Below are 13107 nucleotides of genomic sequence, written 5' to 3'. Positions count from 1 at the left end.
GGGCGGCTCATCCGATTCAGTGCCGTGGTGCCGCAGCGCGGCACCGCCCGTAGCGAGGTGACGGCATGACCACGCACACCGAGCACCAGGCCCAGCAGGGCCGGGAGCCGCTCGACGTGAACACCCCCGGGCTCAGCCAGTTCGACATCGTCCGCGAGGGCGCGCGCCGGGACGACATCGAGATCGTCCACTACGAGCCGCAGGTCGCCCCGGGCAGCAAGGCCGAGCGCCGGCTGACCCGTACGGTCGCGTCGTTCTTCCTGCTGACGGGCCTGGCGGCGACCGCCTTCCTGGTCGTCTACATCTGGTGGCCCTGGAAGTACACCCCGGGCAGTGGCGGCGACAAGTGGTACACCCCGCTGCTCGGCGTCACGCTCGGCGTGGCCCTGCTCGGCATCGGCTTCGGCATCCTGACCTGGGGCAAGAAGCTGCTGCCGAAGGAGGTCTCGATCCAGGACCGGCACGAGGGTGCCGTCGCCTCCGACGACCGGATCATCACCGGCCAGACCATGCTCTACATGGCCGACGAGCTGGGCGTGAAGCGCCGGCCGCTGCTCGGCATCTCGCTGCTGGCCGGTCTCGCGCCGGTCGGCGCGGTCGCCGCGGCCCCCCTGGTCGGCGGCCTGATCTCCCAGCCGCACAAGAACAATCAGATGTTCACGACCGGGTTCGCCCCGGCCGAGGGCGGCGAGAAGATCCGGCTGGTCCGCGAGGACGGCCGGCCGGTCCGCCCGGCGGACGTCAGCGCGGGCGGCCAGATCACCGTCTTCCCCGGCATCCCGCACGGCGTGAGCAACCTGCACGCCGACTCGCCGACCCTGCTGATCCACCTGCGGGACTCCGACGCGCAGGAGTCGCGCCGGGCCAACGAGCGGGTCGGGCACGGCGACTACATGTGGGGCAACTACGCCGCCTACTCGAAGATCTGCACGCACGCCGGCTGCCCGGCGAGCCTGTACGAGCAGCAGACCAACCGCCTGCTCTGCCCGTGCCACCAGTCGCAGTTCCTGATCACCGACAACGCCCGGCCCATCTTCGGCCCGGCCAGCCGACGGCTGCCGCAGCTGCCGATCGAGGTGGACGCCGAGGGCTACTTCGTGGCCAAGTCCGACTACACCGAGACCGTCGGGCCCGACTTCTGGGAGCGGCCGTGAAGCGGCGCAAGTTTGACAAGGCAGCAGTGCCGGGGAACGTCGCCCGGGGAGTGGACGACCGCTTCCAGGTGGCCACCCCGCTGCGCCGGCTGCTGAACAAGGTCTTCCCGGACCACTGGTCCTTCCTGCTCGGCGAGATCGCGCTGTTCTCGTTCGTCGTCCTGCTGCTGACCGGCGTCTTCCTGACGTTCTTCTACGAGCCGGCGATGACCGAGGTCGTCTACAACGGCAGCTACGCCCCGCTGCGGGGCACGCCGATGTCAGCCGCGTACGCCTCCAGCCTGGACATCTCGTTCGATGTCCGGGGCGGCCTGATCATGCGGCAGATGCACCACTGGTCGGCGCTGCTGTTCATGGCCGCCATCGTGGTGCACATGCTCCGGGTCTTCTTCACCGGCGCGTTCCGCAAGCCGCGTGAGACCAACTGGATCATCGGCTCGCTGCTGTTCTGGGTCGGCTTCCTCGCCGGCTTCACCGGCTACTCGCTGCCGGACGACGGCCTCTCCGGCACCGGCCTGCGGATCGCCTCGGCGATCATGCTCTCCATCCCGGTGGTCGGCTCCTGGGTCACCTCGTCGGTCTTCGGCGGGGAGTTCCCGGGCACGATCATCATCAGCCGGTTCTACATCGCCCACGTGCTGCTCGTCCCGGGCCTGCTGCTCGCGCTGATCGGCGCCCACCTGGGCCTGGTCTTCAAGCAGAAGCACACCCAGTGGCCCGGCCCCGGCCGGACCAACGGCAACGTGGTCGGCGAGCGGATGTTCCCCCGCTACGCGATCAAGCAGGGCGGCTTCTTCATGGTCGTCTTCGGCGTGATCGCGCTGATGGGTGGCCTGTTCCAGATCAACCCGATCTGGCTGTTCGGCCCGTACGAGGCGTGGGTGGTCTCGGCCGCCAGCCAGCCCGACTGGTACGTCATGTTCCTCGACGGCTCGACGCGTCTGATGCCCGCATGGGAGATCAACATCCCGATCGGCGACGGATACGTGATCCCGCCGCTGTTCTGGCCGACGGTCGTGCTGCCGGGCATCCTGGTCGGCCTGTCGACGCTCTACCCGTTCCTGGAGGCCCGCCGCCTCAAGGACACCAGGAGCCACAACCTGCTCCAGCGTCCCCGGGACGTGCCGGCGCGTACCGGCCTGGGCGCCATGGCGGTCGCGTTCTTCATCGTGCTGACGCTCTCCGGCGCCAACGACGTCATCGCCGACAAGTTCCAGATCAGCCTGAACGCGATGACCTGGGCCGGCCGCATCGGCCTGCTCGTCCTGCCGCCGCTGGCGTACTACGTCACCTACCGGATCTGCCTGGGTCTCCAGCAGCACGACCGCGAGGTGCTCGCCCACGGTGTCGAGACCGGCATCATCCGGCGCCTGCCGGACGGCCGGTTCGAAGAGGTGCACCAGCCGCTCTCGGCGGCGGACGGCCACGGCGACGGCCACGCCGCGCTGCCGTACGCCGGCTGGGTCGTGCCGAAGAAGATGAACCGGCTCGGTGCCCTCGGCCCGGCCATCCGGGGCTTCTTCTACCCGATCGAGAAGCCGGCCGAGGCGCCGGTCTCGCCGGGCCACCCGCCCGTCGAGCCCCGCCCGGAGCGGGAGGAGATCGGCAGCGGCGAGAGCCGTCGCTGACCCCGCGACACCACGACGTGGCGCCCACCGGAGTCCTCCGGCGGGCGCCACGTCCGTTTCCGCCCGCCGACCGCTCGACACGGGCCCGTGGGACCGGTCGCCCCCTGGTCGGGGGATCGCAGGAATAACCCCCGTGAGCCGGGTATCCGTGCGGTCCAACGTCTCTAGGGGGGGAAAGCATGTTGGGTATCAAACGCCTCGGCCTGCTGGCCGCGCTGGTGCTGGTGGGGATCGCGCCGGCTGCGGCGGCGCAGGCCGCGGTGCAGCCGTCGCAGCAGGACACCCAGTACCTGCAGGCCGTCCATCAGGTCAACCTGTTCGAGATCACCGCCGGTGACCTGGCCCAGCAGAAGGGCCAGAGCCAGGGGGTCAAGGACCTGGGTGCCCGGCTCAAGACGGACCACACCCAGCTCGACCAGACGGTGCAGCAGACCGCGTCGCAGCTCGGTGTGGAGTTGCCGAGCGAGCCCACCGCGGATCAGCAGTCCGTCATCGACCAGCTCAACAACGCCAGCGGCGAGGAGTTCGACCGGCTCTGGGTGACCAGTGAGCTGGCCGGCCACGTCCAGGCCATCCAGGCCACCCAGACGGAGATCTCGCAGGGCTCCGAGCAGTCGGTGGTCCAGCTGGCCCAGACCGCCCTGCCGACCCTGCAGGCGCACTACGACGCGCTGGTGCAGCTGGCGGAGCAGCTGGGCATCCCGGTGCCGCAGACCAGCGCCAGCGGCACCCCGGGCCCGGGCGGCACGACGCCCGCTCCGGGCGGCACCACGCCGGCTCCGGGCGGCACCACCGAGACCCCGGCTCCGGGCGGCACCACCGAGTCGCCGGCTCCGGGCGGCACCGAGGAGGCGCCGGCTCCCACGCAGAGCTGACGCCCGCGCACCACGACGGCCGGTCCATCCTCCCGGGTGGGCCGGCCGTCCGGCGTACGCGCCGGGCCGCGCCGCCCGCCCGGCGCCAGGGTCAGTCGGCGTTCGCCAGGCCGATCGCGAACGCCTCCTCCAGATCGTGCTGGGAGTACGCCCGGAAGGCGATGTGCGACTCGGTGTTGAGCACCCCCGGCACCTTGGAGATGCTGCCGGCGATCACCTGGGCGATCTGCTCGAACTCGCGGACCCGGACCATCGCGATCAGGTCGACGTGGCCGGCCACCGAGTAGACCTCGCTGACGCCGGGCAGGTTGGCCAGGTTCTCGGCCACCTCGGGGATCGAGTCGGTGGCACAGTCGATCAGCACGATCGCGGTGATCACGGGGCATTTCTCCGTTCGTCGGCGTCGTCGCCCATGCTAGATGTTCCCCCGGTCCGCCGGCGGCGGTGTGCCGGGGACGGTGAGGGCGGCGCCGGCGCGGACCGCGTCGCGCAGGCGCTCGCGGGGGCCGACGGTGGCGCCGGGCCAGACGACCGCCCGCTCCACGTCACCGTGCACGACCGCGCCCGCGCCGATCACCGCCGACCGGCAGTGGCCGGTCACCGTGGCCGTCGGGTCCACCAGGTTGCCGCCGCCGGCGGCGTGCAGGTTGGCCGCCAAATAGTCGGCCGGGGTGCCGGTGTCGTAGAACGTGCCGGGGTAGGGCACGACGGCCAGCGCGCCGGCCGCCTCCGCCGGCCGCCAGACGGCGCGGACGAGGTCGCCGAAGCCGACCGGCAACTCCCGCACCAACCGCCACGGCAGCAGCGAGAAGCCGGTGAACTCGTGGCCGTCGAAGGTGCCGGGCGCCGCCGGGTCGGCGGCGGGCTGGCCGAGCAGGCGTACGGAGTCGCCGTCCCAGCCGTCCAGCAGCGCGGCGATGTCGGGCCCCGGTGGCCGTGCCGGGTCGGCGAGGTAGGCGTCGGCGTTGCCGACCAGGACGCCGCGTCCGGCGATCCAGTCCCGCAGGTTCGCCACCCCGCCGGCGGTGCCGAGCGGATCGCCCGGCTCCACGGAGAGGTGGGCGCGACCTCCGACGTGCGCGACGACCTGGTCGCCGAGGTAACAGGCGTTGACGGCGACCCGGGCGGGTCCGGCCAGGCCGAGCCCGGCCAGCCGGTCCAGCGCCCGGTCGAGCAGCGGCACGTTGCCCACCGGGCAGAGCGCCTTGGGCAGCCGCTCGGTCAGCGGCCGCAGCCGGGTGCCCTCGCCGGCGGCGAGCACCACCGCGCAGACCTCGGCCGGGCCGTGGCCGGCCGTTCTGGCGGGGGCCGGGCCGTGGCCGGCCGTTCCGGCGGGATTGGGGCCGTCGGCGTCGCGGCCGGCGGTCACGGCTTCGTGTCGGGCACCGGGGGCGGGAACTGCCCGGCCAGCGGTCCGATGTCGTAGTACGCGAGCAGCCGGGCCGTCGGCCACGTCAGCTTCGGCAGGTCGTCGAGCGGGTGCCAGGCGGCCTCGAAGACCTCGGCGCCGTCGACCTTCAGCTCGGTGCGCGACGCCGGGACCTCGGCGGTGAACACCATGTCCACCCAGCCCTTGGCGTGCACCACGGCGTTCGGCACGGCGGGGCTCAGCTGCCGGGGCGAGAGCCGGATGCCGGACTCCTCGTGCAGCTCGCGGGCGGCACCCACGACGGGTGCCTCGCCCTTCTGCAACAGGCCGGCGGGCAGCCCCCAGCCCCTGCCGGGCGGCTGGCGCAGCAGCAACAGCCGGCCCGCCCCCTCGGCCTCGCTGTCCCGGACCAGGGTGACCGCGCCGACGATGTACTTCGGCACGGCCAACCGGACCAGGCGGCGGCGTACCGGCAACGGCAGCCGGTAGAAGACCTGGTAGGCGACGGCCCGACCGGTGGCGCGTGAGCGGGGGATCATGCGTCCAGGCTAGTGGCCGCGAGGAACGTTCGGACCACCCGGGCCGCAGCCGTCACTGCCGGTGGTCCACCAGGTCGATGAGCTGGCGTACGACCGCGTCCGGCTCGATCACCCGGTCGAACACCGCGACCAGCAGTGTCTCCAGGTCGGGGTAGCCCAGCTCCTCCGACAGCCGCAGCAGCGGCAGGTCGCTGGCGAGGCCCCGGTCGTGCTTGCGCAGGGCCAGCCCGATCGTGGCCCGGCCGAGGCGGACCTTGTCGGTGATGGAGATGCCGGGCTCGGTGTGCTCGGCGAACCACCGGCTGATCTGCATCTGCGCCTGCGGTGACTTGACGAAGCCGAGCCACTCCCGGCGGGGCCCGCGCGGGGCGACGTCGGCGTCAAAGCCGTTCGCGGCGTCGGTCTCGGTGAAGATCTCCACCACGTCGCCCTCGTCCAGCTCGGAGGAGAGCGGGGCCAGCCGGCCGTTGATTTGCGCCGCCAGACAGTGGTCGCCCCGCTCGGTGCCCAGCTCGTACGCGAGGTCGACGGGGGTCGCCCCGGCGGGCAGCACGACCTGTCGCCCGTCGGCGAAGACCTGGATCTGCGTCTCGGCGAGGTCGCAGCGCAGCGATTCGAGGAACTGGGCCGGATCGGCCGCGTCCTGCTCCCAGTCGAGCACCCGACGCAGCCAGTCGAGCTGCTCGGCCCGGGCCGCGGCCGTGCCGCCGCCCGGGCGCGGGAAGCGGAAGTCGGCGGCGACCCCGTACTCCGCCGAGCGGTGCATCTCCTCGGTGCGGATCAGCACCTCCACGGTGCGGTCCTTCGGTCCGCAGACGCTGGTGTGCAGCGAGCGGTAGAGGTTGTTCTTCGGCGAGGCGATGAAGTCCTTGAACCGGCCGGGTACGGGCCGCCACGTGCCGTGGATCGCGCCGAGCGCCGCGTAGCAGTCGGTGGCCGGGCCGTCCACCACGATCGCGATGCGGGGCAGGTCGAAGGGGGCGGCGTGGCCACCGGCCACGGTGTCCTTCCAGATCGAGTAGAGGTGCCGGGGGCGGGGGGTCACCACCGCGTCCACCCGGCTGCGGCGCAGGGCCGACTTCGCCCGGGCGACCACCTCGTCGAGGTACGCGTCCCAGCCCGGCCGGTCGTGCACGTGCCGGGCGATCCGGGCGTGCGACTCCGGCTCCAGGTGCAGCAGCACCACGTCGTCGAGTTCGCGCTTGAGCGTCTGGATGCCCAGCCGGTCGCAGAGCGGGACCAGGACCTCCTGCGTCTTGCGGGCGATCCGCTCCCGCGACGCGGCGGACCGGACGCCCAGGGTGCGCATGTTGTGCAGCCGGTCGGCCAACTTGATGATCAGGACCCGGACGTCCTTGCCGGCCGCGATGATCATTTTACGGATGGTCTCGGCCTCGGCGGCCTTGCCGTAGAAGGCCTTGTCGAACTTGGTCACCCCGTCGACGAGGTGGGCCACCTCCGGCCCGAAGTCCTCGGCGAGCGCCTGGAGCGTGTAGCGGGTGTCCTCCACGGTGTCGTGCAGCAGCGCGGCGACCAGGGTGATGGCGTCCATGCCGATCTCGGCGCAGATCTGGGCCACCGCCAGCGGGTGCGTGATGTAGGGCTCACCGCTCTTGCGGAACTGCCCGCGGTGCATGTTCTCCGCGATGGTGTAGGCCCGACGCAGCACGGAGGGCTCGGTGCCGGGGTGGATCGTCCGATGGGTCCGGACGAGGTGGCTGACCGGGTCGGTGTCGGCCGTGGGCCAGCTCAGCAGCGAGCGCAGCCGGCGGGCCAGCGGTAACTCGCCCGCCTGGGTCGGGAGGGCGCCCCCCAGGGCGGCGCCGCGTCCGGCGTCGACGTCCACGTGGGACACCTCCTCACCCCGGCTCCACGGCCGCCGGAACCCGGCAACCGGAAGCAGGCCCACGAAACGGGCAGGACTGCACTTCTCTAACAGCCTAAGGGAGTCGAGGTAGTCCGATCGGTCACTTGGTCATGGGCGTTCGGTCGAGCTTTGGTGGGAGGCGGCGTTCTCGGCCTTCCGCAGCAGGTCGCGGAAGCGGGCCGCGCCCGCCACCGGGGACGCCCAACCGGAGGACATCTCCACCAAGCGCGTCTCGGGCCGTTCCAACCAGGACAGGATGCGTTCGGTCTCCTCCGCGGAGGCGCACGGGACCGGGCCGTGGCCGGGCAGGACGGTCTCGGCGGTCGCCCGGATCGCGGCGATCGTCGGTCTGGGGTGGACACCGGGGGGCGAGACGCCGGCGCCGGCCAGCCGGCCGTGCCGCACCAGCGCCAACTCCCAGCCGCCCCGGGCCGCCGGCCGCGCGGCGGCCAGCTCGGCGATGCCGGTCAGCGCCGTCAGCCGCTGCATCCGTACGGTCGCCCGCAGCACCGCCGTCAGCCGGGACCGGGCCACCGCCGCCTCCTCGTAGCGCTGGGCGCCGGAGAGCGCCTCGATGCGGGCGAGCAGGGCGTCGACCACCGGGCGGGGGTCGCTGGCGGTGGCGGTGCGAAACGGCGCGACCGCGCGGGCGTCGTACTCCTCGGGGGTGATCCGGTGTTCGCAGGGTGCCGGGCAGCGACCCAGCTCGGCCAGCGCGCAGGCCGGTGTGACCGTGCGCAGCGACAGTCGGTGGGTGCACTGGCGCAGCGGCACGGCGTCGTGGAAGCCGGCGGCGGCCAGCTCCGCCGCGCGCCGGGAGCTGAACGGCCCGAGGTAGGCGGCGTCGCCGGGGGAGATGGACCGCACCACCGACAGCCGGGGGTACGGCCCGTCCGTCAGCGTCAGCCAGAGCATCCGCTCCGGGAACTTCGACCGCCGGTTGTACGGCGGGGCGTGCGCCCCGATGAGTCGCAGCTCGCGGACCTCCGCCTCCAGCGAGTGGGCGCACTCCACCGCCTCGACCCGCTCGGCGGCGGCGAGCATCTCGGAGATCCGGGCCCGCTTCTCGGCCGCCGTGAAGTAGCTGCGCACCCGGGTGGCGATGTCGCCGGAGGTGCCGACGTAGAGCGGCCGGTCGTCGGCGGCCCGGAAGATGTAGACCCCCGGCGCCTTGGGCAGCCCCTCGGCCAGGTGCCGCTTGCGTCGCTGGGTCGGGCTGACCGCCCGGGCGAACTCGATGGCGTCGCCGACGGTGTCGACCCGGTGCCCGGCCAGGCGGGCGATCAGCCCGTGCAGCACGTCGACGGTGGCCTTGGCGTCGTCGAGCGCCCGGTGGGTCGGTTGGGTGGCGGTGCGGAAGTAGGTGGCGAGGGTGCCGAGCTTGCGGTTGGGCACCTCGTCGCGGGTCAGCACCCGGCGGGCCAGCGCGGCGGTGTCGAGCACCCGTGGGTTGGGCCAGCGGTAGCCGTGCTTCGCGCAGGCGGCCTTGAGGAAACCCACGTCGTACGGGGCGTTGTGGGCGACCAGCACGGCGTCGGTGATGAACTCCAGGAAGCTCGGCAGCACCTGCTCGATCGGCGGGGCGGGCACCAGCATGGCCTGGGTGATGCCCGTGAGCACGGTGATGAAGGGCGGGATGGGCACGCCGGGGTTGACCAGGGTGGCCAGCACGCCCAGCTCCTCGCCGCCGCGCACCTTCACGGCGCCGATCTCGGTGATCCCGCCGCCGTCCGGCGCGCCGCCGGTGGTCTCCAGGTCGACCACCACGAACGTCGTCGCGTACAGCGGCAGCGCCGGGTCGATCCCGCCCGCGCCCGGGTCGAAACCGGCCAGCGGCTCCTGGACGTACTCGGTCTCTGCCATCGGCGGCACGCTAACGGTCCGGTCCGACACTCCCGTCCCAGGGGCATCAGACGTCACCACCGGTCTAGGATGAGAGATCGGCTCACTCACCGGGCGGTGGGCCCGGTCGCGGTGGGAGACTTGCCACATGCCCCTCACCGAGCCGCACGACGACCACCTCCGGCAGGAGGATCCGGTCGACGCTGTGCGCGAGACCGGTGGGGGCGCCCCCGACGAGGTCGGCGGCCCCGAGGTCACGGCCGCCGACGCGGCCGACGCGTCGGCGACCGAGGCGGAAGCTGACGCGGCCGAGGCGTCCACGCCCGAGCCGGAGCCCGTCCTGCCCGAGCCGGTCCGGCAGCGCATCGTGGCGCTCACCGCGGCGGTGCTGCCCGGGCTGCCCGCCGACGAGGTACCGGTGCCGCTGCGCCGGGTCGCCAAGTTCGCCCCGAACCGCCGGGCCCGGCTCGGTGCCCCGGCGATCGCCGCCCAGCTCACCGGCGACCCGCTGTTCCGGCAGCGGATCACCGCCCGGGTGCTCGCCGACACCGGTGACCTGGGCGCCGCCGTGCTGGAGGGCACGGCGCCGGCCGCCGCCGACCCGGTCGAGGTGGCCGCGCTGGCCTACCTGGCCCGGCCCCGGGGCTGGCGCGACCTGATCGAGGCCAGCGGCGCGGCGGTCCGCGCCGAGGCCGACAGCGCCGTGGTCGCCGAACTGGTCCGCGAGGCCGAGCAGCGGGCCACCCGCGCCGAGCACGACCGGGCGGTGGCCCGGGTCGAGGCGGAGAAGCTCCGCGACGAGCTGGCGCGCGTCCGTGAGGAGCTGGGCCAGCTGCGCGAGGAGAGCCGGCAGCTGCACCGGTCGCTGCGCGAGACGCAGGCCCGCGAGCGCAAGGCCACCGAGCTGCTCGCCACCGAGCGGGGCCGGGCCGCCCGGGCGACGGCGGACGCCGACGCGGAGCTGCGCCGGGTCCGGGCGCGGCTGGCCGAGGCCGAGGCGGCGGCCGGGGTGGCCCGGGCCAGCGCCAAGGAGGCCCGCTCGGTCGACGACGCCCGGCTCTGGCTGCTGCTGGAGACCATCGGGCAGGCCGCCGTGGGGCTGCGCCGGGAGCTGGCGCTCGACCCGGTCGACAAGCTGCCCGCCGACTTCGTCGCCGACGCCTTCGCCGACCAGTCCGGCACCACGGCGGCCGGCACCGCCGCCCGGGCCCGCGACACCGACGATCCGGCCCGCCTCGACCAGTTGCTCGCCCTGCCCCGGGCGCACCTCGTCGTCGACGGCTACAACGTGACCAAACGCGGCTTCGGGGAGATGTCCCTGGAGCAGCAGCGCAAGCGGCTGATCACCGGGCTGGGCGGGATCGCCGCGCAGACCGGCGACGAGGTCACGGTGGTCTTCGACGGCGCCGAGCGGATGCACGGGCTGCCGCCCTCGCCGCGCGGCGTGCGGGTGCTCTTCTCCCGCAAGGGGGAGACCGCCGACGAGCTGATCCGGCGCCTGGTCCGCGCCGAGCCGTCGGGCCGCCCGGTGGTGGTGGTCTCCTCGGACCGCGAGGTCGCCGACGGCGTACGCCGGCACGGGGCGTACCCGCTCGGTGCCGATTCGCTGCTGCGCCGACTCGCCCGGTCCTGATCGGGGCGCTTGATCGCTTTCGGGCCCTCCGCGACCGGTTGTCCCTTTTCTGTCGTACCCCCGGCCTACCGTCGTGGTGACCGACGGTGCTCGGGTGGCGACGGTGACGCCGCACCCGGTCGCCGCAGCGCATCAGGAGGCGAGATGCTCATCGACTGCGCGGGGTGCGGGATCCGGGGGAGCGGCTGTGCCGACTGCCTGGTGACCGCCCTGCTCGACGATTCGTCCCCGGCCGCCGGGCTGGACGGCGCGGAGGCCCGGGCGATCGAGGTGTTCGCCCGGGCCGGGTTCGAGGTGGAGGTGCTGCCCACCCCCCGGCCCGCCGGGCGGCAGCCCCGACGTCGCCGCGTCGCGTGACGCGCGCGGGCCGGGGCACTCGACGACGCCCGCCCCCGGGCCGGCGGCTCGGGGACGGGCGTGCGAGGGGATGACGGTCAGCGGGACGGGTCCCGGTTGAACAGCCTCTTCGCCCAGAGATAGCCGACCAGCGCGATGGCGGCGCACCAGGCCGTCGCGACAGCGGCGTTCGTCCCCACCGGCCCGCCGGTCGTCAGGCCGCGCAGGGTCTCGATGATGGGGGTGAAGGGCTGGTGCTCGGCGAACTGCCGCAGCCCGTCGGGCATCGATTCGGTGGGCACGAACCCGCTGCCGATGAAGGGCAGGTAGGTCAGCGGCATGGGCAGGTTGCTCGCCGTCTCGACGCTTTTGGAGACCAGCCCCAGTGCGACCGAGAGCCAGGTGAACGCGAAGGCGGTCATGACCAGCACACCGGCGGCCGCCAGCCAGGCCGGCGCGTCCGTGGTGGGCCGGAAGCCGATCAGCAGGGCCACCCCGGTGACCACCGCCAGGCTGAGCACGGTCTGCACCATGCTGCCCAGCACGTGCCCGGTCAGCACCGACACCCGGGCGATCGCCATGGTCCGGAACCGGGCGATGATGCCCTCGGTCATGTCCATGGCGACCGACACCGCCGTCCCGGTGGCCGCCAGGCCGGCGGTGATCAGCAGGATTCCCGGGGTGACGTAGTTGACGTAGTCGCCCCGGTCGCCCGAGCCGCCGCCCAGCCCGGCGCCGAGGGTCGAGCCGAAGACGTAGACGAAGAGCAGCAGGAGCAGGATGGGCATGCCGACGAGCAGCACCGTCATCGACGGGTAGCGCACCCATCGGCGCAGGTTGCGGCGCAGCATCGTGCCGGAGTCGCGTACGGCGTACGTCAGGGTGCTCATCGGGGGGTTCCCACCTTCTCGGGCCGGCCGGTGAGGGCCAGGAAGACGTCGTCGAGATCGGGCGTGTGCACGGACAGCGACTCCACGGCGATCGACTGGCCGTCCAGCAGGTCGAGCAGGTCGCGCAGCGAGCGGACCCCGCCGTCGCCGGGCACGTGCAGGGTGAGCTCGTCGGCGGTGCGGGAATGCCCGGGCAGCATCCGCGCGGCCGTGTCGTACGCGGCCCGGTCGGCGAAGCGCAGGCTGACGTGCCCACCGGGGACGAGTCGCTTGAGCTCCGCCGGGCTGCCCTCCGCCACCAGGCGGCCGTGGTCGAGCACGGCGATCCGGTCGGCGAGCTGGTCCGCCTCCTCCAGGTACTGCGTGGTGAGGAAGATGGTGACGCCGTCCGCCACCAGGTCCCGGACGATCTGCCACATGGCCTGCCGGCTGCGCGGGTCGAGCCCGGTGGTGGGCTCGTCGAGGAAGACCACGCGGGGCCGGCCGACCAGGCCCATCGCCAGGTCGAGCCGCCGGCGCATCCCGCCGGAGTAGCTGGCGACGGGCTTGCCGGCCGCCTCGACGAGGTCGAACATCCTGAGCAGGCCCCTCGCGCGCTGCCGCCCCTCGGCGCGGGGCAGGTGGTGCAGGTCGGCCATGAGCCGCAGGTTCTCCTCGCCGGTGAGCAGCCCGTCGACGGCGGAGAACTGACCGGTCACGCCGATGGCGGCGCGTACCGCGTCGGGCTCCCGGGCGACGTCGTGACCGGCGACCCGCGCCTCGCCGGAGTCGGCGCCGATCAGGGTGGACAGGATCTGCACCGTCGTGGTCTTGCCGGCGCCGTTGGGGCCGAGCAGGGCGAAGATCGTCCCGGCGGCGACGGTCAGGTCGATGCCGTCGAGCACGACGTGGTCGCCGAAGGACTTCCGTAGGGCGGCGACCGAGATGGCCGCCGGAGCCGGGCTGGGTGGCATGTCTTCTCCTTCCACGCCGGC

General features: G+C 73.4%; 12 protein-coding genes. 5 read left to right on the top strand and 7 right to left on the bottom strand.

The window, feature by feature from the left end:
* The first annotated feature begins 65 nt into the window (after window positions 1-65).
* From qcrA to ACTMS2_RS08385, 3 genes are all read left to right on the top strand, one after another.
* Window positions 66-1154, top strand: a complete 1089-nt coding sequence (qcrA, locus tag ACTMS2_RS08395) for a cytochrome bc1 complex Rieske iron-sulfur subunit (protein ID WP_441174901.1) — start codon at window positions 66-68, stop codon at window positions 1152-1154.
* Window positions 1151-2782: a cytochrome bc1 complex cytochrome b subunit gene (gene qcrB, locus ACTMS2_RS08390; RefSeq protein WP_441174900.1), complete on the top strand. Its 1632-nt coding sequence runs from the start codon at window positions 1151-1153 to the stop codon at window positions 2780-2782. The genes qcrA and qcrB overlap by 4 nt, the downstream gene beginning before the upstream one ends.
* 179 nt (window positions 2783-2961) lie before the next feature.
* Complete coding sequence (locus ACTMS2_RS08385) at window positions 2962-3657, top strand: DUF4142 domain-containing protein (protein ID WP_441174899.1); 696 nt, start codon at window positions 2962-2964, stop codon at window positions 3655-3657.
* A gap of 91 nt (window positions 3658-3748) precedes the next feature.
* On the opposite strand, the gene ACTMS2_RS08380 is transcribed toward ACTMS2_RS08385, so the two are convergent.
* From ACTMS2_RS08380 to ACTMS2_RS08360, 5 genes are all read right to left on the bottom strand, one after another.
* A complete protein-coding gene (locus ACTMS2_RS08380; RefSeq protein WP_088999172.1) occupies window positions 3749-4036 on the bottom strand; it encodes an Lrp/AsnC family transcriptional regulator in 288 nt (95 codons plus the stop codon).
* Between the two features lie 36 nt (window positions 4037-4072).
* A complete protein-coding gene (locus tag ACTMS2_RS08375; RefSeq protein WP_441175141.1) occupies window positions 4073-4921 on the bottom strand; it encodes a sugar phosphate nucleotidyltransferase in 849 nt (282 codons plus the stop codon).
* 101 nt (window positions 4922-5022) lie between these two features.
* Window positions 5023-5565 (bottom strand): NUDIX domain-containing protein, encoded by a 543-nt coding sequence (locus tag ACTMS2_RS08370; RefSeq protein WP_088999174.1) that lies wholly within the window; start codon window positions 5563-5565, stop codon window positions 5023-5025.
* Window positions 5566-5617: 52 nt separating this feature from the next.
* Window positions 5618-7411 (bottom strand): RelA/SpoT family protein, encoded by a 1794-nt coding sequence (locus tag ACTMS2_RS08365; RefSeq protein WP_441174898.1) that lies wholly within the window; start codon window positions 7409-7411, stop codon window positions 5618-5620.
* Between the two features lie 129 nt (window positions 7412-7540).
* Entirely contained in the window at window positions 7541-9295 is a 1755-nt protein-coding gene (locus ACTMS2_RS08360; RefSeq protein WP_441174897.1) for a DEDD exonuclease domain-containing protein, read from the bottom strand.
* A 127-nt stretch (window positions 9296-9422) separates the two neighbouring features.
* Between ACTMS2_RS08360 and ACTMS2_RS08355 the strand changes: the two genes are divergently transcribed.
* Window positions 9423-10907 carry an NYN domain-containing protein gene (locus ACTMS2_RS08355; RefSeq protein WP_441174896.1) on the top strand — a complete coding sequence of 495 codons (1485 nt, stop codon included), beginning with the start codon at window positions 9423-9425 and terminating at the stop codon, window positions 10905-10907.
* 144 nt (window positions 10908-11051) lie between these two features.
* A complete protein-coding gene (locus tag ACTMS2_RS08350; protein WP_441174895.1) occupies window positions 11052-11264 on the top strand; it encodes a hypothetical protein in 213 nt (70 codons plus the stop codon).
* Window positions 11265-11341: 77 nt separating this feature from the next.
* Here the strand turns inward: ACTMS2_RS08350 and ACTMS2_RS08345 are convergent, their stop codons facing one another.
* Window positions 11342-12133, bottom strand: coding sequence for an ABC transporter permease (locus ACTMS2_RS08345; protein WP_101411998.1), 792 nt, complete (start codon window positions 12131-12133; stop codon window positions 11342-11344).
* The gene (locus tag ACTMS2_RS08340; protein ID WP_441174894.1) at window positions 12130-13086 is read right to left on the bottom strand and encodes an ATP-binding cassette domain-containing protein; all 957 of its coding nucleotides are present in this window, start codon (window positions 13084-13086) and stop codon (window positions 12130-12132) included. The genes ACTMS2_RS08345 and ACTMS2_RS08340 overlap by 4 nt, the downstream gene beginning before the upstream one ends.
* Between the last annotated feature and the right edge of the window lie 21 nt (window positions 13087-13107).

The sequence above is a fragment of the Micromonospora sp. SD12 genome, from assembly GCF_052068495.1.
Taxonomy (GTDB): domain Bacteria; phylum Actinomycetota; class Actinomycetes; order Mycobacteriales; family Micromonosporaceae; genus Micromonospora; species Micromonospora echinofusca.
Note: the sequence above shows the minus strand (reverse complement) of the source record. Positions and strands in the feature narration are given on the sequence as shown.

Coding starts and splice junctions, on each gene's coding strand:
- ACTMS2_RS08340 (WP_441174894.1), bottom strand. CDS start 13,086: ATGCCACCCAGCCCGGCTCCGGCGGCCATCTCGGTCGCCGCCCTACGG.
- ACTMS2_RS08350 (WP_441174895.1), top strand. CDS start 11,052: ATGCTCATCGACTGCGCGGGGTGCGGGATCCGGGGGAGCGGCTGTGCC.
- ACTMS2_RS08385 (WP_441174899.1), top strand. CDS start 2,962: ATGTTGGGTATCAAACGCCTCGGCCTGCTGGCCGCGCTGGTGCTGGTG.
- qcrA (WP_441174901.1), top strand. CDS start 66: ATGACCACGCACACCGAGCACCAGGCCCAGCAGGGCCGGGAGCCGCTC.
- ACTMS2_RS08355 (WP_441174896.1), top strand. CDS start 9,423: ATGCCCCTCACCGAGCCGCACGACGACCACCTCCGGCAGGAGGATCCG.
- ACTMS2_RS08370 (WP_088999174.1), bottom strand. CDS start 5,565: ATGATCCCCCGCTCACGCGCCACCGGTCGGGCCGTCGCCTACCAGGTC.
- ACTMS2_RS08360 (WP_441174897.1), bottom strand. CDS start 9,295: ATGGCAGAGACCGAGTACGTCCAGGAGCCGCTGGCCGGTTTCGACCCG.
- ACTMS2_RS08345 (WP_101411998.1), bottom strand. CDS start 12,133: ATGAGCACCCTGACGTACGCCGTACGCGACTCCGGCACGATGCTGCGC.